The organism is Massilia genomosp. 1 (assembly GCF_011682185.1).
In the GTDB taxonomy this organism is placed as follows: domain Bacteria; phylum Pseudomonadota; class Gammaproteobacteria; order Burkholderiales; family Burkholderiaceae_D; genus Telluria_A; species Telluria_A rubra.
In genome coordinates, this window is record NZ_WHJF01000053.1 from 1 (window position 1) to 22,245 (window position 22,245).

Annotated in this window: 24 protein-coding genes; 13 read left to right on the top strand and 11 right to left on the bottom strand. The window is 64.4% G+C overall.

All coding sequences use genetic code 11. From position 1 onward, the window contains the following. Positions 1 to 122: 122 nt before the first annotated feature. Entirely contained in the window at positions 123 to 1,001 is an 879-nt protein-coding gene (locus tag F1735_RS19255; protein WP_167238448.1) for a LysR family transcriptional regulator, read from the bottom strand. A gap of 108 nt (positions 1,002 to 1,109) precedes the next feature. On the opposite strand from F1735_RS19255, the gene F1735_RS19260 reads away from it, so the two are divergent. Beyond that, entirely contained in the window at positions 1,110 to 2,108 is a 999-nt protein-coding gene (locus tag F1735_RS19260; protein WP_167238449.1) for an aldo/keto reductase, read from the top strand. A 43-nt stretch (positions 2,109 to 2,151) separates the two neighbouring features. Here F1735_RS19260 and F1735_RS19265 read toward each other — a convergent pair whose 3' ends face one another. Genes F1735_RS19265 through F1735_RS19280 form a run of 4 tightly spaced genes read right to left on the bottom strand, consistent with a single transcriptional unit; the run spans position 2,152 to position 4,604 of the window. Then, a complete protein-coding gene (locus F1735_RS19265) occupies positions 2,152 to 2,685 on the bottom strand; it encodes a GNAT family N-acetyltransferase (RefSeq protein WP_167238450.1) in 534 nt (177 codons plus the stop codon). Beyond that, positions 2,682 to 3,119 carry an acyl-CoA thioesterase gene (locus tag F1735_RS19270; RefSeq protein WP_167238451.1) on the bottom strand — a complete coding sequence of 146 codons (438 nt, stop codon included), beginning with the start codon at positions 3,117 to 3,119 and terminating at the stop codon, positions 2,682 to 2,684. Before F1735_RS19270 ends, F1735_RS19265 begins: the two co-directional genes overlap by 4 nt. Before the next feature lies 1 nt (position 3,120). Then, on the bottom strand, positions 3,121 to 4,077 hold the full coding sequence (hslO, locus tag F1735_RS19275) for an Hsp33 family molecular chaperone HslO (RefSeq protein WP_167238452.1): 957 nt from the start codon (positions 4,075 to 4,077) through the stop codon (positions 3,121 to 3,123). Continuing rightward, positions 4,074 to 4,604, bottom strand: coding sequence for a gamma carbonic anhydrase family protein (locus tag F1735_RS19280; RefSeq protein ID WP_167238453.1), 531 nt, complete (start codon positions 4,602 to 4,604; stop codon positions 4,074 to 4,076). The genes hslO and F1735_RS19280 overlap by 4 nt, the downstream gene beginning before the upstream one ends. A 192-nt stretch (positions 4,605 to 4,796) precedes the next feature. Between F1735_RS19280 and F1735_RS19285 the strand changes: the two genes are divergently transcribed. From F1735_RS19285 to bamC, 10 genes are all read left to right on the top strand, one after another. Next, positions 4,797 to 5,945, top strand: a complete 1,149-nt coding sequence (locus F1735_RS19285; RefSeq protein WP_167238454.1) for a hypothetical protein — start codon at positions 4,797 to 4,799, stop codon at positions 5,943 to 5,945. Between the two features lie 266 nt (positions 5,946 to 6,211). Continuing rightward, positions 6,212 to 6,646, top strand: coding sequence for a RidA family protein (locus F1735_RS19290; protein WP_167238455.1), 435 nt, complete (start codon positions 6,212 to 6,214; stop codon positions 6,644 to 6,646). Positions 6,647 to 6,722: 76 nt separating this feature from the next. Further along, positions 6,723 to 7,598: an alpha/beta fold hydrolase gene (locus tag F1735_RS19295; protein WP_167238456.1), complete on the top strand. Its 876-nt coding sequence runs from the start codon at positions 6,723 to 6,725 to the stop codon at positions 7,596 to 7,598. 96 nt (positions 7,599 to 7,694) lie between these two features. Then, a complete protein-coding gene (locus F1735_RS19300; protein WP_167238457.1) occupies positions 7,695 to 8,528 on the top strand; it encodes a 3',5'-nucleoside bisphosphate phosphatase in 834 nt (277 codons plus the stop codon). 127 nt (positions 8,529 to 8,655) lie between these two features. After that, the gene (htpX, locus tag F1735_RS19305; protein ID WP_167238458.1) at positions 8,656 to 9,540 is read left to right on the top strand and encodes a protease HtpX; all 885 of its coding nucleotides are present in this window, start codon (positions 8,656 to 8,658) and stop codon (positions 9,538 to 9,540) included. Continuing rightward, entirely contained in the window at positions 9,537 to 10,172 is a 636-nt protein-coding gene (locus tag F1735_RS19310; protein WP_167238459.1) for an L-threonylcarbamoyladenylate synthase, read from the top strand. Before htpX ends, F1735_RS19310 begins: the two co-directional genes overlap by 4 nt. Positions 10,173 to 10,230: 58 nt before the next feature. Beyond that, entirely contained in the window at positions 10,231 to 11,007 is a 777-nt protein-coding gene (locus F1735_RS35530) for a site-2 protease family protein (protein ID WP_187364299.1), read from the top strand. Between the two features lie 39 nt (positions 11,008 to 11,046). Next, a complete protein-coding gene (locus F1735_RS19320) occupies positions 11,047 to 11,634 on the top strand; it encodes a class I SAM-dependent methyltransferase (protein WP_167238460.1) in 588 nt (195 codons plus the stop codon). 71 nt (positions 11,635 to 11,705) lie between these two features. Beyond that, a complete protein-coding gene (dapA, locus tag F1735_RS19325; RefSeq protein ID WP_167238461.1) occupies positions 11,706 to 12,590 on the top strand; it encodes a 4-hydroxy-tetrahydrodipicolinate synthase in 885 nt (294 codons plus the stop codon). Positions 12,591 to 12,651: 61 nt separating this feature from the next. Further along, the gene (bamC, locus tag F1735_RS19330; protein ID WP_229505861.1) at positions 12,652 to 13,821 is read left to right on the top strand and encodes an outer membrane protein assembly factor BamC; all 1,170 of its coding nucleotides are present in this window, start codon (positions 12,652 to 12,654) and stop codon (positions 13,819 to 13,821) included. A gap of 154 nt (positions 13,822 to 13,975) precedes the next feature. On the opposite strand, the gene F1735_RS19335 is transcribed toward bamC, so the two are convergent. The 3 genes from F1735_RS19335 to F1735_RS19345 all read right to left on the bottom strand — a co-directional run bounded on the left by F1735_RS19335 (position 13,976) and on the right by F1735_RS19345 (position 16,204). Continuing rightward, the gene (locus F1735_RS19335) at positions 13,976 to 14,254 is read right to left on the bottom strand and encodes a hypothetical protein (RefSeq protein WP_166897449.1); all 279 of its coding nucleotides are present in this window, start codon (positions 14,252 to 14,254) and stop codon (positions 13,976 to 13,978) included. Between the two features lie 317 nt (positions 14,255 to 14,571). Then, positions 14,572 to 15,051 (bottom strand): DUF7931 domain-containing protein, encoded by a 480-nt coding sequence (locus tag F1735_RS19340; protein WP_167238462.1) that lies wholly within the window; start codon positions 15,049 to 15,051, stop codon positions 14,572 to 14,574. Positions 15,052 to 15,082: 31 nt separating this feature from the next. Next, positions 15,083 to 16,204 (bottom strand): cupin domain-containing protein, encoded by a 1,122-nt coding sequence (locus F1735_RS19345; protein WP_167238463.1) that lies wholly within the window; start codon positions 16,202 to 16,204, stop codon positions 15,083 to 15,085. 79 nt (positions 16,205 to 16,283) lie between these two features. Here F1735_RS19345 and F1735_RS19350 point away from each other — a divergent pair, with 79 nt between their 5' ends. Next, entirely contained in the window at positions 16,284 to 16,829 is a 546-nt protein-coding gene (locus F1735_RS19350; protein WP_167238464.1) for an FKBP-type peptidyl-prolyl cis-trans isomerase, read from the top strand. Positions 16,830 to 16,942: 113 nt separating this feature from the next. On the opposite strand, the gene F1735_RS19355 is transcribed toward F1735_RS19350, so the two are convergent. The 3 genes from F1735_RS19355 to F1735_RS19365 all read right to left on the bottom strand — a co-directional run bounded on the left by F1735_RS19355 (position 16,943) and on the right by F1735_RS19365 (position 21,199). Continuing rightward, on the bottom strand, positions 16,943 to 17,899 hold the full coding sequence (locus F1735_RS19355; protein WP_167238465.1) for a hypothetical protein: 957 nt from the start codon (positions 17,897 to 17,899) through the stop codon (positions 16,943 to 16,945). After that, complete coding sequence (mutS, locus tag F1735_RS19360) at positions 17,896 to 20,574, bottom strand: DNA mismatch repair protein MutS (RefSeq protein WP_167238466.1); 2,679 nt, start codon at positions 20,572 to 20,574, stop codon at positions 17,896 to 17,898. The genes F1735_RS19355 and mutS overlap by 4 nt, the downstream gene beginning before the upstream one ends. Before the next feature lie 373 nt (positions 20,575 to 20,947). Then, on the bottom strand, positions 20,948 to 21,199 hold the full coding sequence (locus tag F1735_RS19365) for a hypothetical protein (protein WP_167238467.1): 252 nt from the start codon (positions 21,197 to 21,199) through the stop codon (positions 20,948 to 20,950). A 422-nt stretch (positions 21,200 to 21,621) separates the two neighbouring features. Here F1735_RS19365 and ahpC point away from each other — a divergent pair, with 422 nt between their 5' ends. Beyond that, a complete protein-coding gene (gene ahpC, locus F1735_RS19370; RefSeq protein ID WP_167238468.1) occupies positions 21,622 to 22,185 on the top strand; it encodes an alkyl hydroperoxide reductase subunit C in 564 nt (187 codons plus the stop codon). Positions 22,186 to 22,245: the final 60 nt, after the last annotated feature.

A 22,245-nucleotide genomic window follows, 5' to 3' on the forward strand; every position in this document is an offset into this window, starting at 1 on the left:
TGCTCGTCCTGGGTAAGCACAATCTCCGTCGCAATTCGCATTAGCTTTCTCCTGGTTGATGCACAAGAATAGCGCCTCATCCGCGATATTTCAATACGAAGCACTGAGAATGCAACACTACACTAGCCGCGCACGGCATCGACAAAGGCGCGCAGCGCGGGCGGCATCTGGCGGCGGCTGGGGTAGTAAAGGAAGTACTGGGACGGCGCGGGCTCGCACTCGGCCAGCAGCACCTGCAGCCGGCCGGCGGCGATGTGGGCCGCCGCATCGGCGTGATAGACATAGGCGACGCCGGCGCCGTCGAGGGCCGCGCGGATAATCAGTTCGTCATCGTCGAACAGCAGCGCGCCGGTGACGGCGACCGAGAAGCTGCGCCCGTCCTGCGCGAACTCCCAGGCGTAGCGGCTGCCGCTGGGGAAGCGCCGGCCGATGCAGTTGTGCCGTTCCAGCTCGCGCGGCGCGCCCGGGACGCCATGCGCGGCCAGATAGGCGGGGGCGGCGACGACCACGAAGCGTTGCGGCGGGCCGAAGGGAATGGCGATCATGTCGGCCGCCAGCCGCTCGCCGAAGCGCACGCCGGCGTCGAAGCCGGCGCCGACGATGTCGAGCAGGCCGTCGTCGGTGACCGCTTCGAGCTGCACGCGCGGGTAAGCGGCGGCGAAGCGGCCCAGCATGGGGGCGAGCAGCAGGCGCGCGGCGGAGCGCGGCAGGTTGATGCGCAGGGCGCCGGCCGGCACGTCCTGCAGGCTGTCCAGTTCGACCAGGGCGTCGGCGATGTCGCCGAGCGCGGGCGCCAGCCGGGCCAGCAGGCGCGCGCCGGCCTCGGTCGGCGTCACGCTGCGCGTGGTGCGATTGAGCAGGCGCACGCCAAGGCGCTCCTCCAGCGCGCGCAGGCTGTGGCTCAGCGCCGAAGCGGACACGCCGCGTTCGACGGCGGCCTGGCGGAAGCTGCGCAGGCGGGCCACGGCGGCAAAGGCGGCGAGTTCGTGCAGGTCGGTCATGGATTGATGAATCCCTCTCAGTAGTGCGTGCGCAATAAGGCATCTTATCCGATCAAACGAGGCCGCGCATACTGGCCGCTCCATTCAAACCACGAGGAGTTAGCTGTGATGAAAACGCGCACATTGGGTTCGACCGGCTTGTCGGTGTCGGCCATCGGCATCGGTTGCATGGGAATGAGCTTCGCCTACGGCGGCGCCGACGAGGCGGAATCGATCCGCACCTTGCACCGCGCCGTTGAACTGGGCGTGAGCATGTTCGATACGGCGGAAGTCTACGGACCTTACGCCAACGAGGAGTTGCTGGCGCGCGCCTTGCGCGAGCTGCGCGGCAGCGTGACGATCGCCACCAAGTTTGGTTTTCGCATCGGCGCGCAGGGACAGGGCATGGCCCGTGTGACGGGGGTGGACAGCCGCCCGGAACATGTGCGCGCAGCGGTCGAGGGCTCGCTGGCGCGCCTCGGTGTGGAGGCGATCGATCTGCTGTACCAGCACCGGGTCGATCCGGCGGTGCCGATCGAGGAGGTGGTTGGCGTGATGGCCGATCTGGTGCGCGAGGGCAAGGTGCTGCATCTGGGCTTGTCGGAGGCGTCGGCCGACACCTTGCGGCGCGCTTGCGCGGTGCATCCGATCGCCGCGCTGCAGTCGGAATACTCGCTGTGGAGCCGCGAGGTGGAGGACGAGGTGCTGCCGGCCTGCCGTGAACTGGGCGTGGGCTTTGTGCCTTACAGCCCGCTGGGACGGGGCTTTCTTACCGGGCAGCTGGGGTCGACCGAGGCGCTGGCGGCGGACGATTACCGGCGCGGCCTGCCGCGCTTTCAGGATGCGGCGCTGCGCGCCAACGCGTCGATGGTGGCGCGCCTGGAACAACTGGCCGCCGCGCGCGGCGCCAGCGCGGCCCAGTTGGCGCTGGCCTGGCTGCTGGCGCAGGGTGATCACATCGTGCCGATTCCGGGCGTGCGCCGGCTGGCCAACCTGGAGCAAAACGTGGGAGCTGCGGAGCTGGCGTTGAGCGCGGCCGACGTGGCGGCGATTGGCGCCGCCGTGCCGCGCGGTGCGGTGAGCGGGGCGCGCTACAACGAGAAGGAAATGGGCATGGTCGGGCTGTAGCCGGCTTGCGGCATCATTGCAGGCGGGCCACCATCCAAGGGCGTCAGGCCGGCGTCAGGTCGAGCAGGTACAGCGCGCCGTCCACCGGCGCGCCGTCGACCACGGCAAGCTGCGGCAAATCGCGCGCGTGGACGAAGCCGCATTTGCGCAGCACCGCCGCCGAACCCTGGTTGGCCTGCGTGACTTCGGCCCGCAGTTCTTTCAGCTGCCAGGCGGTGCGCGCCAGGCCGATCAAATTGCGCAGGGCGAAGGTGGCCAGGCCCTTGCCGGTCTGGTCGTGCGCGATGCGGTAGCCCACTTCGGCCGAACCCTCGGCGCGGTCGATGTCTTTCAGATTGGCGCGGCCGACGATGCGGCCGTCGCCATCGAGCAGCAGGCAAGGATGCCAGGCGCCCGTGGCATGGCCTTCCAGGTACTGCGCAATCTGGCGCGCCACGCCTTCGGGCGAATAGAACGCCGGCTCGCGCGCTTGCACATGGCGTTCGAACCAGGCGCGGTTGGCCAGTTCGAACGCCAGCAGGGCGTCGGCGTCGCCCGGCGCGAGGGTGCGCAGGGTATGCTTCGACAGCGCCGTCATGCCTGCGGCGCGCTGGCGATGCTGGCCAGCACGGCGCGCACGGCGTCCGGCACGCTCACCGAACGGTTGGTTTCGCGGTCGACGTAGACGTGGACGAAATGCCCCGCCGCAGCCGGCAGCGCTTCATCGTTGCGGTACAGCGCCAGCTCGTAGCGCACGCTGGAGTTGCCCAGTTTGGCCACGCGCACGCCCACATGCACCGTGTCCGGAAAAGCGATCGAGCTAAAGTACGAGCAGCCCGTGTCGACCACCAGAGCGACCACGGTGTCGGCATGGATATCGAGCACGCCGCGCGCGATCAGGAACGCGTTGACGGCGGTGTCGAAGAAGCTGTAGTAGACGACGTTGTTGACGTGCCGGTAAGCGTCGTTGTCCATCCAGCGCGTCGGAATCGCCAGAAAATGCGGGAACGCGGAGCGGGGCGAGTCGCGCATCTCAGTGTTTTACGTCGCTGGCCGGTATGAGCACTTCGACCGGCGTGTCGCCGACGAACAGCTGCGCGCAATCGACCTTGTCGAACGAGTAGTGCTTGCCGCAGAAGTCGCAGTCGATCGCCAGCTGGCCGAGTTCCTCAAGGGCGCCGTCGACTTCTTCGCGTCCCAGCATCTTGAGCATGTTGCCGACTTTTTCGCGCGTGCAGCCGCAATGGAACTGGGGATGGGCCGGCTCGAACACGCGGATCGTCTCTTCCCAGAACAGGCGGTTCATCAGGGTCTGGATGTCGGTCGAGAGCAGTTCTTCCTGCTTCAGGGTCGAAGCCAGCATGACGGCGCGGTTCCAGGTGTCGAGTTCGTCGGCTTCGCTGCCTTGCTTGATCTGGTCTTCCTTGCCGCTGTGGCGCGGCAGCTTTTGCAGCAGCAGGCCGCGCGCGACGGTGTCGTCGGCCGCCAGCCACAGGCGCGTGTCGAGCTGCTCGGAACGCAGCATGTAGTTTTCGATGACGGTGGCCATGTCGTCGCCGTCGAGCGGCACGATGCCCTGGTAGGGCTGCTGGCCCGGCATCTTGTCGATCGGGTCGAGCGTGATGACGAAGCGCGCCTTGCCGCCCGGGTTGAGCAGCTCGGTCAGGCTGGCGTCGTCGGCCACGCTGGCCCCTTCGGTCACCTTGGCGGTGGCGCGCATGCGCAGATCGGAATCGCATTCGACCACCAGCAGGCGCACCGGCCCGTCGCCGTGGATCTGCATGATGATGGCGCCGTTGAACTTCAGGTTGGCCGACAGCAGGGCCGCCGCCGCGACCATTTCGCCTAGCACCGTCTTGACGGCCGGCGGGTAGCTGTGGCGCTGCAAGATCTCGCTCCAGGTGGCCGAAATGTCGACGAATTCGCCGCGTACGGCGGCGTTGTCGAAGATGAATTTTTGCAGGGTGTCGTTGTTATTGTCTGTAGTCATTGTTTATCCAATTTTTTCAGTTGCGTCTTGAACAGCTGGGCGCGCGCCACGTAGCTGGCGGCGCTGCCTTCGAGGCGCGCGATGTCTTCTTCGCTCAGGGTGCGCACGGCCTTGGCCGGGGCGCCGATGATGAGCGAGTAATCCGGAAATTCCTTGCCTTCGGTCACCAGCGCACCGGCGCCGACCAGGCATCCCTTGCCGATCCTGGCGCCATTGAGGATCACGGCCTGGATGCCGATCAGCGAGCCGTCGCCCACCGTGCAGCCGTGCAGCATGGCCTGGTGGCCGACGGTCACCTTGCTGCCGATGGTGAGCGGAAAGCCCATGTCGGTGTGCATGACCGTGCCTTCCTGCACATTGCTGTCGGCGCCGATGGTGATGCGCTCGTTGTCGCCGCGAAGCGTCACGCCGGACCAGACCGAGGTATTGGCCGCCAGCGTCACTTTGCCGATCAGGCTGGCCGAATCGGCGACGTAGGCGGACTCGTGAATCTCGGGCGCGTGCTCGCCCAGTTGGTAGATAGCCATGTTGGTGTCAGGAAGCGTTGGAATGGCGCTATTTTACGCCGCCCCCGCGCTTTCGACGCGGCACGGCCATTTCTGGCCGCATCGAGAGGAGGATGTTGGGCGTTTTCTTCTAATCACAAGGCGGGACGACGCAAGCGCGTTTGTTTCGCGTAGGATAGATTTATTTTCTGACACGATTATCTTGGAGGTATCATGCGATTGTTCCCTGTTGCGCGCCTGGCCGGTGCGTTGGCGCTGTGCGGCGCCCTGGCGGTCCCGGCGGCGGGCGCGGCCGATTTCACCACGAGCGCCGGCTACGCCGCAGCATGCGGCACAGCCGCGCGCAGCGGCACGCCACGCGACGACGATGCGCGCGTAGCCGCCGTCATCTGCCGCGATACGGCGCTGGTGCGCCAGATCGTCACCTGGGGCACGCAGGGCTTCGCGCGGATGGAGACGCAACGCATGCCGCGCGAGGCGGTCGTGGTCGAGGTGCGCAAGGAAATCGACTACGTGATCGGCGAACTCGGCGCCACGCGCAAGCTGCTGGCCCAGGTCAAGCTCGGCAAGCGCAAGTCGCTGCGGCTGGCGCCCGCGCAATGGGAACTCGACATCGACGGCGACGGCGCCGTCAAGCTATGGGAGAAATACCTGTTCGCCCTGCCCAAGCGCGGGCACCAGGCGTTCCGCTTCAGCGGCCCGAGCGACGACCTGGCCTATTACGAGCGCGAATACAATCTGGGCGCCGTGATCCACGTCGACCAGAGCGATATTTTATGGTCGCTCGCGTACCATCATTTCATCGAAGGCTTGCTGACCAATCTGCGCGCGTTCGAGTTGAGCGATAAATCCGATGGCGTGATCCTGGCGCGGCCCGCCTTGATGAAAGCGGCGCACCAGCTGATCGGCAATGGCTTTGTGATTTCGGGCAAGATGCGCCAGGAAATTTTGGCCGAGACCGATGACGATGAGGAATGGATCGGCCATCCCCGGCAGGTCAACAGCGTGTTTCCGGTGCCGCTCGACGAAGCCGATTTCGCCAGTTGGGGGAGGATGATCAAGGAAATGTCGGCGCTGTGGCAGGGGCGCACCTTGTTGCCCACGACGCAGGGCGGGGGCGGGATGCTGGCGGCGATGGCGCCTTTGTGCCCCGAGGGGAGCGGCCTGAATGTGGCCAGCCTGTATCTGAAGCCGCCGCCGGCCGGGACGGTGTACGCGTTTCGCAATACCAAGCTGCCGACCAACAGTTGCCAGCGCATCGACAAGGTACACCCGCTCTCGCCGTTGCCGCAGATGGCCGAGCAGGCGCAGAAATCGGATACGGGCATGGGCTTCTTGCGATATCTGTACTGGACGAACTAAGCGACGACGAAAATCTCAAGCGACCGAAGGCCATGATCAAAAAGGGAAGCGAGCTGCGCTTGTGCTGTCGGCCATCAGGTGCGCATGCTCGATCTGAGGCGCGGCGCCAAACGGGGTGAAACAGCGCCGGAGTGTGTTGTTGAAGATGCCCTGGCGCGCCTGCGCGCGCTCACCGACTGATTGCGTCAGGCAGCGCTTGACCTCAATCCCACCTGAGGTTTTATAGTGGAGCCAGTTTTTTCCGATTCCCTCTCAGGACGACATCCATGCACAAAAAAGACCAGGCCGGCATTTCCTTCATCAATCCCATCGGGCTGTACGACCCGCAAGCGAACGGCTACACCCACGTGGTGATCGCGTCCACCCCCGCACGCATGGTGTACGTGGCCGGGCAGGGCGGCGAGAACGCGGCCGGCGAACTGGCACCCGACTTTGCCGGCCAGGTCGCGCAGGCGCTCGCCAACCTGCAAACGGCGCTGGCCGCCGCCGACGCCAGTCTCGAGCATGTCGTCAAGATCAGCGTGCTGATCGTCGACCACAGCATGGAACGCCTCGGCATACTGGGTCAGGCCATGCGCGCCGCATGGGGCGAACGTCCGGCCCCGGCCTGCACCCTCATTCCGGTGGCGCGCCTGGCGCTCGAGGGCATGCTGTTCGAAATCGAAGCGACCGCCGTCGCGCCCACCATCAACCCGGACTGATCCTGGGTAACGGCAACGCATAAAAACTTCTCCGGTATAATTCGAACGGTCGTTCTTTTTTATTGCCGAGTCCCACATGAAACCTTCCCGTTCCGAATTTTTGACCGTGCGCGGCTTGCGCACCCACGTGCGCCACTGGGGCAGGGAGGGTGCGCCCAAGCTGTTCATGGTGCATGGCTGGATGGATGTGTCGGCCTCGTTCCAGTTCGTGGTCGATTGCCTTGAGCAAGACTGGCATGTGATTTCGCCCGACTGGCGCGGCTTCGGGCTGACCGAGCGCAGCCACTCGGACACGTACTGGTTCCCCGACTACGTGGCCGATCTCAACGCCATGCTCGACCATTACGCGCCGGGCGAGGCGGTCAACCTGCTCGGCCACAGCATGGGCGGCAACGTGGTCGGCATTTACGCCGGCGCCCGGCCGGACCGGGTGCGCCGCCTGATCAACCTGGAAGGCTTCGGGATGCCCGCGTCCGACCCGCAGAAGGCGCCGCGGCGCTATGCCAAGTGGCTCGACGAGATGCGCACGCCGCCCGCGCTGCGCACCTATCCGAGCCAGGCGGCGGTGGCGGCGCGCCTGCAAAAGACCAATCCGCGCCTGATCGATACGCGCGCGCAGTTCCTGGCGCAGCACTGGTCGGCGCAGAACGAGGCCGGCGAATGGGAGATTTTGGGCGACCCGAACCACAAAAAGCCGACCCCGCTCGGTTACCAGCTGGAAGAGGTAATGGCGTGCTGGTCGGCCATTAGCGCGCCGGTGCTGTGGGTCGAGGCCGAGGATACCAATATGTGGCAGTGGATGGGGCCGCGCGAAGAAGCGCGCATCGAGGTCGACCGCCGCCTGGGGCATCTGAAGACGGTCACCTCGCGCATGATGGCCGATGCGGGGCATATGCTGCATCACGACCAGCCCGAGCAACTGGCCAGGATGGTGGAAGCGTTTTTGGCCTAGATCGGCCGGCTTATCGGCCACGCGCCGCGTCAATCGCTCAGTGAGCGTACAATAAAGCCTGACCCAACCTGTTGCCGATCCGAGCCTTGCCTGCGTATGCTGAATGTAGATCTTCATTGTCACTCGACCGTGTCCGACGGTGTCCTGGCGCCCGCCGCCGTCGCCGCCTACGCGCATAAGGCGGGCGTGAACGCGTGGGCCCTGACCGACCACGACGAAGTCGGCGGCGTGGCCGCTGCGCGCGAGGCGGCCACTGCGCTGGGCATGCGCTTCGTGTCCGGCGTGGAAATCTCGATCACCTGGGCCAACCACACCGTCCACATCGTCGGCTTGCAGATCGACGAGAACGATCCCGGCCTGGTGCAGGGCCTGGCCGCCACCCGCAGCGGGCGCGATGCGCGCGGGCGCGAGATGGCCGCGCAGCTGGCCCGCGCGGGCATTGCCGGAGCCTACGAGGGCGCGCTCAAGTTCGTCGACAATCCCGACCTGATCTCGCGCACCCACTTCGCGCGCTTCCTGGTCGAGTCGGGCGTGTGCGCGAACATTCCCGAAGTATTCCGTAAATACCTGGTCGAAGGCAAACCCGGCTTCGTGCCGCACCGCTGGGCCACCCTGGCGCAGGCGCTCGGCTGGATCCAGGGCGCCGGCGGCGTTGCCGTGATCGCCCATCCGGGCCGTTACAAGCTCGGCCTGGTCGGGCAGGGCGCGCTGTTCGATGAATTCAAGCAGCTTGGCGGCACGGCGATCGAGGTGGTCACCGGCAGCCATACGCCGGACCAGTATCCCTTGTACGCCGAAGAAGCGCGGCGTTATGGCTTCCTGGCTTCGCGCGGCACCGATTTCCATGCGCCGGGCGAGTCGCGCGTCGATTTTGCGGCCTTGCCGCCCTTGCCGCGCAGCGTCAAGCCGGTCTGGCACGACTGGTTTTAGTTGCCGGCTTAAGCGGTGCTGAACAGCGCCGTTCTTGCCATGGCAGCGGCGGCGCGGCTCTTGTATTTGCCACTGTCAGCCTTACTTTATTCTCCTGTTCACCAATGTCGACGCCGGGAGGCTTGCCATGAAGCGTATTTTGCTGTTCCTTGCCACAAACCTGGCCGTCATCCTGGTCTTGACTATCGTGCTCAACGTGCTGGGCATCGGGCGCGGGGTCAGTGCGTCCGGCATCGACATCGGCCAGTTGCTGGTGTTTTCGGCCGTGGTCGGCTTTACCGGTTCCATCATCTCCTTGTTGATGAGTAAAACGATGGCCAAATGGTCGACCGGCGCGCGCGTGATACAGAACCCGTCCGGCGAAGCGGAACTGTGGCTGGTCAATACCGTGCGCAAGCTGGCCGAGCGGGCCGGCATCGGCATGCCCGAGGTCGCCGTCTACGATGGCGCGCCGAACGCCTTCGCCACCGGCGCCTTCAAGAATTCCGCGCTGGTGGCCTTGTCCACCGGCCTGCTCCAAAGCATGGACCGCGACGAAGTCGAAGCCGTGCTGGGCCACGAAATCGCCCACGTCGCCAACGGCGACATGGTCACCCTCACCCTGATCCAGGGCGTGGTCAATACCTTCGTGGTGTTCCTGGCGCGCGTGGTCGGTTTTTTTGTCGACAAGGTCGTGCTGCGTGCTAACAGCGACCGTGGTCCCGGCATCGGCTACATGGCCACCGTGTTCGTATGCGAACTGGTGTTCGGCCTGGTGGCCTCGATCATCGTCGCCTGGTTCTCGCGCCAGCGCGAATTTCGCGCCGACGCCGGCTCGGCCAGGCTGCTGGGCAGCCCGCGCCCGATGCAGCAAGCGCTGGCCCGCCTTGGCGGCCTGGCGCCCGGCGCCTTGCCCTCGCAAATGTCGGCCTTCGGTATTTCCGCCAGCGGCAAGGGTTGGGGCGCGCTGTTCTCGACCCACCCGCCGATGGAAGAACGCATCGCCGCCCTCAACAAGCTGCCCACCGCATGAGCCAATTTTTCGCCATCCATCCCGACAATCCGCAGGCGCGCCTGATCAAGCAGGCCGCCCAGATCATTCATGCCGGCGGCATCGTCGCGCTGCCAACCGACTCGTGCTACGCGCTGGTCTGCCACCTCGACGACAAGGGCGCGGTGGACAAGCTGCGCCGCATCCGCGGCATCGATGAAAAGCACCATCTCACCTTGCTGTGCCGCGACCTGTCCGAAATCGCGGTCTACGCACGCGTCGACAACCGCCAGTTCCGCCTGCTCAAGGCGGCCACGCCGGGGCCGTACACGGTGATCCTGGAAGCGACCCGGGTGGTGCCGCGCCGCCTGTCGCACCCGTCGCGCAAGACCATCGGCCTGCGCGTGCCCGAAAACGCCATCGCCCAGGCCCTGTTGGAAGAACTGGGCCAGCCGCTGCTGGGCACCACCTTGATCCTGCCCGACCCGGACGGCGAGGGCGATGAACTGCTGACCGACGCCGACACCATCCGCGAGCGCATCGACAAGCAGGTCGACCTGATCATCGACGGCGGCGCCTGCTCGCTGGAGCCGACCACCGTGATCGACCTGACCGGCGACGATGTGGTGCTGGTGCGCCAGGGCCGCGGCGACGCCGCCGCGTTCGGACTCTGACTGTGGCTGCCGGCGCCGCCGCGCCCGGTCCGCGCGCCCGCCCTGCCGGAAGCGGGCGATGAGCAGCTCTTACAACACGCTGCTGGCGCTGCTCGTGCTCGCGATTCCGGTGCTGTTCGCCATTTCCCTGCATGAAGTGGGACATGGCTTTGTGGCCAACTACTTCGGCGACACCACCGCCGCCGACGAAGGTCGCCTGAGCATCAATCCGCTGCGCCACATCGATCCCTTCGGCACCGTGCTGTTGCCGCTGATGTTGTACTGGCTGATCCAGTTGCCGTTCGGCTACGCCAAGCCGGTTCCGGTCGAGTACGACCGCCTGCGCAATCCCAAGAAACACATGGCCTTCGTGGCGCTGGCCGGCCCGGCCGCCAATTTCGCCATGGGCGTGGCCTGGAGCATCATCGGCATCGGGCTGGCCGCCAGCGGCGTCACCGAGCGCTTCTTTTACGACATGGTGCGCGCCGGCGTGGCGGTCAATGCCGTGATGATGGTCTTCAACCTGCTGCCGATCCCGCCGCTCGACGGCAGCCACGTGCTGGCCAGCCTCTTGCCCGAGCGCGTGCTGCGCATGCTGCCCTCGGTGCCGCCGGACGGCGGGCGCAGGCTGGCCAGCCTGTTCTCGCCCGGCCTGCTGGCGGCCCTGCCCAAGCGCGCGCTGCGCCTGGTTAATGACGTGGCCGTGCTCGACGTGCTCATCTTCACGGCCTTCATCCTGCTGATGCGCCTGCATGTGCTCGACAGCTTCCTGTTCAAGGCCATGACGGTGGCCAGCGCCGCCTTTGCCAAGGTGGCCGCTCCCGTGGCCTGGCTCCTGGCAATGGCACGCGGATAGCCGCCTGCGCTTGCCTGTTACCCTACAAAGGAATTTCCCATGACTGACACACTGACCACCGCCGACGCTTCCGCGTGGATCGCCCGCTTCGCCCCGCTGGCCCGGCGCGGCGAGGCGCTTGACCTGGCTTGCGGCACGGGCCGCCACGCGCGCCTGCTGGCCGCGCTCGGCCACCCGGTCGTGGCGCTCGACCGCGATCCGGAGGCGCTGGCCGCCGCCGCCGGCCCCGGCATCACCACCCTCGAATTCGACCTGGAAGACGGCAGCGCGCCCTGGCCGTTCGAGGACGGACGCTTTGCCGTCATCGTCGTCACCAATTACCTGCACCGGCCCTCGATTCCGGCGCTGGTGCGCAGCCTGGCGCCGGGCGGCCTGCTGATTTATGAGACCTTTGCGGGCGGAAACGAAGCCTTCGGCCGTCCGAGCAAGCCCGCGTTCTTGCTGCACGAAGGCGAGCTGCTGCGCCAGGCGGCGGCCCATCACCTGCGCGTGCTGGCGTTCGAGGAGGGCTTTACCAGCGTGCCGAAGGCGGCCATGGTGCAGCGCCTGTGCGCTTGCGGGGCCGATTTTGCCCGCGAAGACGCGCGCCTTGACGGGGGCGCGGCGGCGACCGAGGCGCGATTCTAGTCAACAATGAACCATTCGGGCGGGCGATCCGCTACAATCAGGACTTTATTTACCAGCATAGTTACCTACATATGATCAAGGGCAGCATAGTAGCAATCGTCACCCCGATGCATGCAGACGGCAGTCTGGACCATCCGGGCCTGCGCAAGCTGATCGACTGGCACATCGCCGAGGGCACCGATGGCATCGTCATCGTCGGCACCACGGGCGAATCGGCCACCGTCAGCGTCGAGGAACACTGCGAACTGGTCAAGCTGGCCGTCGAGCACACCCGTGGCCGCATTCCGATCATTGCCGGCACCGGTGGCAATTCGACCTCGGAAGCGATCATGCTGACCGACTATGCCAAGAAAGTCGGGGCCGATGCCGCGCTGGTGGTCGTTCCCTACTACAACCGTCCAACCCAGGAAGGCATGGTTCGCCACTTCAAGGCCATCGCCGAAGCGGTCGACCTGCCGATCATCCTGTACAACGTGCCGGGCCGTACCGTGGCCGACATGAGCAACGACACCGTGGTGCGCTTGTCCGCCATCCCGAATATCGTCGGCCTCAAAGATGCGACCGGCAATATCGGGCGTGGCCTGGAACTGCTGCGCAATGTCGACAAGTCGTTCGCCGTGTACTCGGGCGACGATCCGACCGCGATCGCGCTGATGTTGTGCGGCGGCGCCGGCAATATTTCGGTCACGGCCAACGTGGCCCCGCGCGCCATGCACGAGCTGTGCGCGGCCGCGATGGGCGGCGACATCGCCCGCGCCGTCGAGATCAACAACACCGTCATGCCGTTGCACCAGAAACTGTTTATCGAGCCAAATCCGGTTCCGGTCAAATGGGCCCTGGCGGAAATGGGCCTGATGCCTGCCGGCATACGCCTGCCCCTGGCGCCGCTCGGGCAAGACTGCCACGACGCGGTCCGCGGCGCGCTGCGCGACGCCGGCGTCCTACCACAGCCCTGACCCGCAAGGGTCGGATCATCCCAGACACCAGCTGCCTTTCAGCTTCTCATTCAGTAACGACATGACTATTCGCAATACATTAACAATGGCCAAGGCCCCGGCATTTTCTCCTGCAGCGACGCGCGGCCTGGTGCTGTCGGCGCTGATGGTCAGCCTGTCCGGCTGCGGCATGATCAGTTCCGTGATTCAACAGGACAAGCTCGATTACCGTGGCGCCAAGAAGGCGGCGTCGCTGGACGTGCCGCCCGACCTGACCCAGCTCGAGCGCGACAACCGCTACGCCATTCCCGAAACGCGCGGCGTGGCGTCGGCCTCGACTTACCAGCAGCCGAAGGGCACGACGGCGGCACCTAGCGCTGGCGGCCAGCCGATCGGCGCGAGCAGCACCGACGCCGTGCGTGTCGAGCGCAGCGGCAACCAGCGCTGGCTGGTGGTCAACCAGACGCCGGAGCAACTGTGGCCGCAGCTCAAGCAGTTCTGGGCCGATTCGGGCTTTACCGTCATCAATGAGTCGGCCGTCACCGGCACCATGGAAACCGACTGGGCCGAGAACCGCTCGAAGATTCCGCAAGACTTCATCCGCCAGTCGATCGGCAAGGTCTTCGATTCGCTGTACTCGACCGGCGAGCGCGACAAGTTCCGCACCCGCCTCGAGCGCACCGCGAACGGTACTGAAATCTACATCAGCCATCGCGGCGCGGAAGAAGTGCTGGTCGGCACCCAAAAGGAGTCGACCACCTGGACCGTGCGTCCCAACGATCCGGGCCTGGAAGCGCAATTCCTGAGCCGTTTGCTGGCCAGGCTGACCGGCGTGGCCGATGTCAAGCCGGCCGAAGCGGCCGTGGCGGCGGCGCCGCAAGCGCCGCAAAACGCCAAGCTGCTGGGCGATTCGGTCGAAGTGGCCGAAGGATTCGACCGCGCCTGGCGCCGGGTCGGCCTGGCGCTGGACCGGGTCGGCTTCACGGTGGAAGACCGCGACCGGGTGCAGGGCGTGTATTTCGTGCGCTATGTCGATCCGGACCTGGCCGAGAAAGATGGTTTCTTGAGCAAGCTGTTCAGCTTTGGCTCCTCGTCCGACAAGGCCAAGGAAGCGCAGCGTTTCCGCGTGGCGGTCAAGACAGAAGCGGGCGCGACGGTGAGCAAGGTGACAGTGCAGAGCAATGATGGCAAGCCAGAAACCTCGCCAACCGGCGCCAAGATCCTGAAACTGCTGAGCGACGAGTTGAAGTAATCGTACACGCAGGAATGAAAAAACCGGCCGAGGCCGGTTTTTTTACGTCGCTGGCGCGCTCTGCAATGCGCCTCAGGGGTCAATCGCCGCACGTCACGAATCGCCAGGCGAAAAAAAACCGGCCCGCAGGCCGGTCTTTTTCAAATCGTGCTGATTAGTGCGCAGCCGATGCAGCAGCCGAAGCGGCGGTCGATGCGGCAGCCGAAGCAGCAACAGCAGCGTCAGCAGCAACCGACGCGGCCGAAGCGGCAACTGCAGCAGCAGTAGCAGCGTCAGCAGCTGGGGTTGCTGGAGCTTCAACTACTGGTGGTGGGGTAACGGTAGCAGGAGCTTCAACAGCTGGGGTCACTGGAGTAACTGGGGTTTCTTCTTTTTTGGTGCAAGCAGCCAGGGCTACAGCCAGCAGGGAGACGATCAGCAAAGATTTTTTCATGGGTTTTCCTTAGTTAATGCACTAAATGATGACAACGTATATTGCGATGAATAATTACCGGTAATTATCGCTCGTTAGGGAATTCTCGTTAGCTTTCGTACCTGTAATGGTGCTTGACAGACAACGGAAACTTCCTAACCCGATATTATAGCTAAATTTGGTGCTTCGCAATAGCACCATGATGCTTTTATGGAAGCTTTTTGCGAACTGGCAACATTCATATTGTGATAAAAGTCATCTTTATGCTCATTTCATCGGTTAATTTGCTGCATCTCCGATTTATATTCTGATCAGCCTGTTTTGGGCCTTACAAACCCTTACAAACCAGTCGTGGTCGGATGTAAGGTTGAAACAGCCTCGATCCAGATTGCCCCGAATCTTTCTTGACTGAGCTCGGTCGCCGCCGGCGCATCGAACGCCGCTTCCCCGCGCATGTGGTCGCTGTGAAAGCGGCGCACGATGTGCATGCCGTCGGCGATGCAGAAGGAGTCGGTCAGGTGATGCAGCGAGCGCGGCGTCGCCCCTACCTCGATCTTGTGGTTGAACTCGCGCAGCAGGCGCACGAAGCGCGGACAGTTGCGCTCGATATGGGCGCTGTCATGCATGGCCAGCTGCATGGCGCCGCCGCCGGCGAGAAAACGGCGCAGGGCGGCATCGGTCTCGATGCTTCCAAGAGGAAACACCGAAAAATCCGGATCGAACATGGTCAGCGTCCCCTGCGCGCGCCCCAGGCAGTCGCGCAGCTGCGCCTCGAATTCGGCGTGCGAGTTGAACTTATGAACGGTGGCGTCGGTCATGGCAGTGTCCTTGAGAGCGTAAACATCAACATCAAGCGAGTTCGATCCATCCATCCTGGTACCAGGTGTACAGCGCTTCCATCACATCGTCGGAGGCGCCGTCCAGGGCCGCGCCGCCGATGGCCCGTTCGTTGGCCAGCACGTCGAGCACGGCCTTGTCGGCGCGGCCGACGGCAAACGATTCGCCGTTGATGAACACGTGCTTGCCACGATACAGCATCTGCGACTTGAGCGAGAGCGCCACGCCGCGCCTGGCGACGGCCTCGGCGAAGCGTCCCACGGTGAGCGGCTTGGCCGGTCCCGTGAAGAACACATTGTGCTTCGGCTCGGACATGTGCTCGCCAACGAAAATGGTCACGTCTTCCTCGGTGAAGCGCACCTTGTTCATTTCTTCGGTGATGGCGGCGAGCATGTTGCGCGGGATTTCGGCCGGATTTTTTGCCACTTCCAGGTCGGGATCGGCGTAGCGGCCCGGCAGGTCGATCGAGTCGGCCATGAACTGGAGAAACGCTTCACCCAATTCCTGGTAGGACGGCGAACGGAAGCCGATCGAGTACGTCATGCAGTCGCCCTCGGCCACGCCGTCGTGCGCGTAGTGGGGCGGCAGGTACAGCATGTCGCCCGGTTCGAGCAGGAATTCTTCCTGCGGCTTGAAGTTTTTCAGGATTTTCAGCGGCTTGCCCTCGACCAGCGACAAGTCCTTTTGCGCGCCGATGCGCCAGCGGCGCTTGCCGTGCGCTTGCAGCAGGAACACATCGTAGGAATCGAAATGCGGACCGACACCGCCGCCGTCGGTGGCGTAGCTGATCATCAGGTCGTCCAGGCGCGCGTCCGGGATGAAGCGGAACTGGCGCAGCAGCGCGTCGCAGCCCTTGTCGGCCAGGTTGGCGCCCTGCACCAGCATGGTCCATTCGCGCTGCGCGCGCGGCGGCAATTCGGTCAGCGGACCGTGCTGCATGCTCCAGTCGCCGTCGACCTGGGTGATCAGGCGCGATTCGACATGGTTCAGTTTGGCAAGCGCGGCCAGCGCGTCCAGCTTGAGCAGGGGCTTGAAGCCGGGAATTGCCTGGCGGATCAAGAGCGGTTTCTTGTGCCAGTAATCGCGTAAAAACTGGGCGGGCGTGATATCGCCCAAGAGCGTTAATTTTTTCATGCGACATTATAACCAAGTCCGAAACAGGGCAAGGCGGCGGGGAGGTATAATCGGCCAGTACACACTGAAAGGAAGCACTATGAAGATTGCCAAAAACACGGTCGTAACGGTCAAGTATAAATTGTCCGACGCGCAGAACAATCTGATCGAAGACGGCAGCCAGCCGATGGTCTATCTTCACGGCGGCTATGAAAATACGCTGCCGAAAATCGAAGAAGAACTCGATGGCAAGGAAACCGGCTACGCTTGCGTCCTGCAGATCGAACCGGACGACGCGTTCGGCGATTACGACTCGGCCCTGGTCAAGGTTGAAGCGCGCGAGCGCCTGCCGGAGCCGCTCGAAGTCGGCATGCAGTTCGAAGGCATGCCCGATGGCCCGGACAGCGATGAAGAAACCATGATCTTTACCGTCACCGACATCGCCGACGACAAGGTTGTCCTCGACGGCAATCACCCGCTGGCCGGCATCGCGCTGCGCTTCGAGCTGGAAGTGACCGACGTGCGCGAAGCGCTCGACGTCGAAATCGCGCACGGCCACGTGCACGGCGCGCATGGTCATCACGACCATGACGACGAGGGTGACGGCGAAGAGGGCGACCACTTCCGCAGCCACCCGGTGCATTAATTCCCCGCATGCCGGGGCGGGCTTGCGCCCGCCTCGCATCCGGTCCGTGCGGCGCCCGAGATCTTCTCCGGCGCCGCATCTGCGTTTACGGCTGTATTTTTTTGCGTCTGTGTCTACGGCTTCTGAAGCAGGAACATCTTCTCGCTGCCCGGCGCCACGCGCATGCGCAGCACACCCGATCCCACGCTCACATGACCCAGGTTGGCGCGCCATGCAATGGCCGGTGCCGGTCCCACTGGCAGCGCGGTATCGACCAGCAGCACCTTGCCCGCGAATTTTTGGGCCGACGCCAGCACCTGGTGGCGCACCGCCGCATAGCCATCCTTGCGGTTCTCGCCCGGTCCCAGCATGGACAGCAAGCCTGGCTTTTCGCTGTGGATCTTCATGTCGCCTTCGGTAAACAACACCACCGCATCGAGCTTCTTGCGCTGGGCCGTGCCGAACAGGCGCTTGAGCCAGAACCGGTTGGCCACCGCGCGGTCTTCGAACTCGCTGTTACGGCCCGCCTCGGGACGATAGTGATTGTTATCCGACGACAGGTTCATGGTCGCGTACAGCACGTTCCCGACAATCCAGTGCGCGTTCTCGGCGTAGCTGCGGAACTGCGAACTGGTCGACAGGCGCAGCAAGGGCAGCTTGCGCTTGCCGAGGGAATCGGCGTCCGGATAAAACAATTCGCGCATGCGGTTCAGGCGATCGACCGCGACCTGGCTGCCGGCGCCGTTGGTGCAGCCGCTCCAGTCGCTGGCGGCGGGCGCCACGATCATCGGCCGGCGCGCCTCGGCGAACAGGTCGCGCCGTTGCGTGTACAACTCGTCGCTGCATGGCTCGCGCTCGGCCTTGATGCCGGTGGCGACGATAAAGGCCACTGCGCCATCGTCGCTGGCGGCGATGGCTTGTTCCAGTTGCGGCTCGCCGCCGCCATCGGCAAAGCGGTGGCCGATGATGGCGAACTGGTAGGGCGCCGGTCCTTTGGCGGCAGCCGGCTTGCCTTGCGCGGCGCTGGCGGCCGGCGTCGCCGCCAGCCATGCCGCGCACAGGAACGCGGCCAGTGGCGCGGCGCGCATCATGGCGTGGCCAGGCGCTTGAGCTGGTACAAGCGCTCAAGCGCTTCGCGCGGGGTCAAGGCATCGGGATCGATGGCGGCCAGGGCGTCGAGCAGGGCATCGTGCATGTCTTCCTGCGCGGCGTCGTGCGCGTGCGGCGCCTGGGCCGGCTCATCCGGCTCGACGCACGGCAGCGCGAACAGGTCGAGCTGTGGCGTGGTGTCGAGCGCCTGCGATTCGAGCCGCGCCAGGTGCTTGCGCGCCGCCTTGATCACCGCCTGCGGCACGCCGGCCAGCTGCGCCACCTGTAAACCATAGCTTTGCGACGCGGGTCCTGGCTGCACCGCGTGCAGGAACACGATGCTGTCCTTGTGCTCGACCGCCGACAAGTGTACGTTGGCCGCGCTCGGGTGGCTTTCGGGCAGTTGCGTCAGTTCGAAATAGTGGGTCGCGAACAGGGTGAAGCTGCGGCTCGCGTCGATCAGGTGGCGCGCGATGGCCCAGGCCAGCGCCAGGCCGTCGAAGGTCGAGGTGCCGCGGCCGACTTCATCCATCAGCACCAGCGACTGCGCGGTGGCGCCGTTGAGGATCGCGGCCGATTCGGTCATCTCCACCATGAAGGTCGAGCGGCCGCCGGCCAGGTCGTCGGTGGCGCCGATGCGGGTGAAGATGCGGTCGATCGGGCCGATGGTCGCGCTGGTGGCTGGCACGTAGCTGCCGATGTAGGCCAGCAGGGTGATCAAGGCCACCTGGCGCATGAAGGTCGATTTACCGCCCATGTTCGGACCCGTGATCAGGAGCAGGCGGCGTTCGTCGTTGAATGTGCAGTCGTTGGCGATGAAGCGCTCGATCTGGTTTTCCACCACCGGGTGGCGGCCCTCGCAGATCACCAGGCAGGGTTCGGCGACCAGCTGCGGCGCACACCAGTTGTGTTGCAGCGCGTGGGTGGTGAGCGCGGTGAGCGTGTCGAGCTGCGCCAGGGCCTGCGAGATGGTTTGCAGGGTGCCGATGTGCGGCGCCAGGTCGGCCAGCAGCTGGTCGTACAGGAGCTTTTCGCGCACCAGCGCCTTGTCTTGCGCCGACAAGGCCTTGTCTTCGAACACCTTCAGTTCCGGCGTGATGTAACGCTCGGCGTTTTTCAGGGTCTGGCGGCGGCGGTAATCGTCCGGCACCTTGTCGGTCTGGCCGTGCGTGACTTCGATGTAGAAGCCATGCACCTTGTTGTACTCGACGCGCAGGTTGGCGATGCCGGTGCGGGCGCGTTCGCGTGTTTCGAGGTCGACCAGGAACTGGCCGGCGTTTTCGGACAGGCCGCGCAGTTCGTCGAGTTCGGCGTCGAAGCCGCGCGCGAACACGCCGCCGTCGCGCACCATGGCCGCCGGTTCCGGGGCCACCGCGCGCTCCAGCAGGTCGAGGCAGATGGCGGGCGTGGCCAGCGCATCGTGGATGGTGGCCAGCAGGCTTTCTTCGCCGGCGCTAAAGGCTTGCTGCACCGAGCGGCGCAGGGTTGGCAGCTGGCGCAGGCCGTCGCGCAGGCTGGCCAGGTCGCGCGGACGGGCCGAGAGCAGGGCGATGCGGGTGGTGATGCGTTCGATGTCGGGCACCTCGGCCAGGGTGGCCGAGAGGGCGCCGGCGGCGTCGCTTTGCGCCAGCGCGGCAATGGCCGCATGGCGGGCGCGCGCCACGTTCTGCTCGCGCCGCGCATGGTGCAGCCAGTGGCGCAGCAGGCGCGAACCCATCGCCGTGCGGCAGTGGTCGAGCAGCGAGAACAGGGTAGGGGACTCCTGGCCGCGGATGGTTTCGGTCAGCTCCAGGTTGCGCCGGGTGGCGGCATCGAGGCCGATGAATTCGTTCTCGGTTTCGGTCGACAGGCTGCGCACGTGCTGCAAGCCGCGGCCCTGGGTCGACTGGGCGTAGCGCAGCAGCGCGCCGGCCGCGCCGAATGCGGCGCCCAGGCCATCGGCGCCAAAGCCGGTGAGGGTGGCCACGTTCAACTGGTCGAGCAGGGCCTTGTGGCCGCCGACGACGTCGAAGTGCCAGTCCGGCACGCGCTGGGTGTGGGCGCTGCCGTCGTCGTCGAACAGTTCGGCGCCATCGCCGCGCAGGATTTCGGCCGGGGCAATGCGTTCGAGTTCCTGTTGCAGGCGCAGGCCGACGGTGCGGCTGTCGCCGGAAAACTCCATCAATTTGAGGCCGCCGCTGGCCAGCGACAACCACGCCAGGCCCGTGGTGACGACCTTGCGCTGGCTGATCATGCACACGGCCAGCAGGGGGCGTTCGGCTTTTTCGGGCAGCAGGTCGGCGTCGGTCAGGGTGCCGGGGGTGACCACGCGCATGACCTTGCGCTCGACCGGGCCTTTGCTGGTGGCCGGATCGCCAATCTGTTCGCAGATGGCGCACGACTCGCCCAGTTTGACCAGCTTGGCCAGGTACGGGTCGAGCGAGTGGAAGGGGATGCCGCACATCTTGATCGGGTTGCCGTTGGAGGCGCCGCGCGCGGTCAGGGTGATGCCGAGGATGCGCGCGGCCTTTTCGGCGTCGTCGTGGAACAGCTCATAGAAGTCGCCCATGCGGTAGAACACCAGCATGGTGGGGTAGTCGGCCTTGATGCGCAGGTACTGCTGCATCATCGGCGTGTGCTTTTCGGTCGGGCCATTTTTGACGGCGGCGGCGTTGATTTCGGTCGGGGGAGTGGTCATGTGTTCTTTGTCGTTGAGGCCCGGCATGTCTGGTAAGTTGCCCGCCAGGGTGCGACGCGGCGCTGCGTTGTCGTTAAGGGCGCCATTTTACCGCTTTCGTGCTGGGGTGCAGGAGCAATGCGCGCCGATTCAGGACGAATCACGGGCCGAGAATTGACGATTGGCGAATTCGAGCGGGGAAAATTAGTCAGAACAGCGCTGTTTCAGGCATCAACATGAATAGTTGGCCTGTGAACGGATATCACGTCCACCGAAATCGCTTCGATGATCAAGTTGGAGTATCCTCTGGCCGCGCTCAGCGGGAGGCTACTTGTGAAGTTTCCAGAAGTGCAGAGTAGGTTTGAGCAAGCACAAAGACGGCATTGCTCATTGCTCAGGATTTCTTCAGCAGCCGTTCTGATCTGCTGATCACGGCCTCGGCGGTGAAAAGATCCTTGTTCTCTCGGAGCGCGTGCAATGCAGCTTCGCGTGCCTCTGGGCTGCGGCGCTTGGTCTGTGTATTGGCAGTCCCAGCAATATTCGCGTTTTTCGACTCGCCGACACGCGTACTGCGATTGCTCTGCTTCTTTTCGCCATTCAAGGAGGGGTCCGGCAAATTTGTCTGCACGCCAAGTTTCGCAGCCATGAGATCTCCCTGTAAACACTGTTAGTCGGAAATCCTCTGCATTGACCGTTAGCAGAAGGTCAAGATCACTATCCTCCCGGTCGTCGTCGCGTGCGGTGAAACCGAACACACACACGCTTACCAGGCCGCGTCCCAAGCCGAGGGGCGCGAAGTTTTTCCCGGTAAAGCGAGAGGGCCGGGTAGGGTTTCATACGTCGATACTATCATGCCCGGGCAGGTGCATGCAGCCAAGCGCAACCCTCAACGGCGGGGAAAACCGTCACTTTCGCCGTCGCGCCAATCCAAGCCAAACAAAATTCCCAATGACCCTCATTAATACAAACAATGAGGTGCCCGGCCTATCTTGTCGTATCATAGAAACCAATGAGAGCTTCTCATTCGATAGTTTTTCTTAACCCACAAAACCACGCACGAGGATATCCATGTCGCTGATCAATACGCAAGTTCCAGAGTTCAAAACCCAAGCCTTCCACAACGGCAAATTCGTCGAAGTCTCGAACGAGTCGATGAAGGGCAAGTGGTCGGTCGTGATTTTCATGCCTGCCGCGTTCACCTTCAACTGCCCGACCGAAGTCGAAGATGCGGCGCAGAACTACGCTGAATTCCAGAAAGCCAACGCCGAAGTGTATATCGTCACCACCGACACCCATTTCTCGCACAAGGTCTGGCACGAAACCTCGCCAGCGGTCGGCCAGGCCAAGTTCCCGCTGGTGGGCGATCCAACCCACAAGCTGACCCGCGCCTTCGGCGTGCACATCGAAGAAGAAGGCCTGGCGCTGCGCGGCACCTTCATCATCAATCCGGAAGGCTCAATCAAGACCCTGGAAATCCATGACAACGCCATCGCCCGCGACGTCAAGGAAACCCTGCGCAAGCTGAAAGCTGCCCAGTTCGTCGCCGCCAACCCAGGCCAGGTGTGCCCGGCCAAGTGGAATGAAGGCGCAAAAACCCTGACCCCATCGCTGGACCTGGTCGGCAAGATCTAAATAGCAATGTAATGGTACTACCCCGGGGAAGGCGCGGCGCCTTGCGCTGCCTTCCCTGCG

What these genes read in the sequence shown, in the direction of transcription:
- F1735_RS19255 (WP_167238448.1), bottom strand. Translation starts at nt 1,001, where the DNA reads ATGACCGACCTGCACGAACTCGCCGCCTTTGCCGCCGTGGCCCGCCTG.
- F1735_RS19260 (WP_167238449.1), top strand. Translation starts at nt 1,110, where the DNA reads ATGAAAACGCGCACATTGGGTTCGACCGGCTTGTCGGTGTCGGCCATC.
- F1735_RS19265 (WP_167238450.1), bottom strand. Translation starts at nt 2,685, where the DNA reads ATGACGGCGCTGTCGAAGCATACCCTGCGCACCCTCGCGCCGGGCGAC.
- F1735_RS19270 (WP_167238451.1), bottom strand. Translation starts at nt 3,119, where the DNA reads ATGCGCGACTCGCCCCGCTCCGCGTTCCCGCATTTTCTGGCGATTCCG.
- hslO (WP_167238452.1), bottom strand. Translation starts at nt 4,077, where the DNA reads ATGACTACAGACAATAACAACGACACCCTGCAAAAATTCATCTTCGAC.
- F1735_RS19280 (WP_167238453.1), bottom strand. Translation starts at nt 4,604, where the DNA reads ATGGCTATCTACCAACTGGGCGAGCACGCGCCCGAGATTCACGAGTCC.
- F1735_RS19285 (WP_167238454.1), top strand. Translation starts at nt 4,797, where the DNA reads ATGCGATTGTTCCCTGTTGCGCGCCTGGCCGGTGCGTTGGCGCTGTGC.
- F1735_RS19290 (WP_167238455.1), top strand. Translation starts at nt 6,212, where the DNA reads ATGCACAAAAAAGACCAGGCCGGCATTTCCTTCATCAATCCCATCGGG.
- F1735_RS19295 (WP_167238456.1), top strand. Translation starts at nt 6,723, where the DNA reads ATGAAACCTTCCCGTTCCGAATTTTTGACCGTGCGCGGCTTGCGCACC.
- F1735_RS19300 (WP_167238457.1), top strand. Translation starts at nt 7,695, where the DNA reads ATGCTGAATGTAGATCTTCATTGTCACTCGACCGTGTCCGACGGTGTC.
- htpX (WP_167238458.1), top strand. Translation starts at nt 8,656, where the DNA reads ATGAAGCGTATTTTGCTGTTCCTTGCCACAAACCTGGCCGTCATCCTG.
- F1735_RS19310 (WP_167238459.1), top strand. Translation starts at nt 9,537, where the DNA reads ATGAGCCAATTTTTCGCCATCCATCCCGACAATCCGCAGGCGCGCCTG.
- F1735_RS35530 (WP_187364299.1), top strand. Translation starts at nt 10,231, where the DNA reads ATGAGCAGCTCTTACAACACGCTGCTGGCGCTGCTCGTGCTCGCGATT.
- F1735_RS19320 (WP_167238460.1), top strand. Translation starts at nt 11,047, where the DNA reads ATGACTGACACACTGACCACCGCCGACGCTTCCGCGTGGATCGCCCGC.
- dapA (WP_167238461.1), top strand. Translation starts at nt 11,706, where the DNA reads ATGATCAAGGGCAGCATAGTAGCAATCGTCACCCCGATGCATGCAGAC.
- bamC (WP_229505861.1), top strand. Translation starts at nt 12,652, where the DNA reads ATGACTATTCGCAATACATTAACAATGGCCAAGGCCCCGGCATTTTCT.
- F1735_RS19335 (WP_166897449.1), bottom strand. Translation starts at nt 14,254, where the DNA reads ATGAAAAAATCTTTGCTGATCGTCTCCCTGCTGGCTGTAGCCCTGGCT.
- F1735_RS19340 (WP_167238462.1), bottom strand. Translation starts at nt 15,051, where the DNA reads ATGACCGACGCCACCGTTCATAAGTTCAACTCGCACGCCGAATTCGAG.
- F1735_RS19345 (WP_167238463.1), bottom strand. Translation starts at nt 16,204, where the DNA reads ATGAAAAAATTAACGCTCTTGGGCGATATCACGCCCGCCCAGTTTTTA.
- F1735_RS19350 (WP_167238464.1), top strand. Translation starts at nt 16,284, where the DNA reads ATGAAGATTGCCAAAAACACGGTCGTAACGGTCAAGTATAAATTGTCC.
- F1735_RS19355 (WP_167238465.1), bottom strand. Translation starts at nt 17,899, where the DNA reads ATGATGCGCGCCGCGCCACTGGCCGCGTTCCTGTGCGCGGCATGGCTG.
- mutS (WP_167238466.1), bottom strand. Translation starts at nt 20,574, where the DNA reads ATGACCACTCCCCCGACCGAAATCAACGCCGCCGCCGTCAAAAATGGC.
- F1735_RS19365 (WP_167238467.1), bottom strand. Translation starts at nt 21,199, where the DNA reads ATGGCTGCGAAACTTGGCGTGCAGACAAATTTGCCGGACCCCTCCTTG.
- ahpC (WP_167238468.1), top strand. Translation starts at nt 21,622, where the DNA reads ATGTCGCTGATCAATACGCAAGTTCCAGAGTTCAAAACCCAAGCCTTC.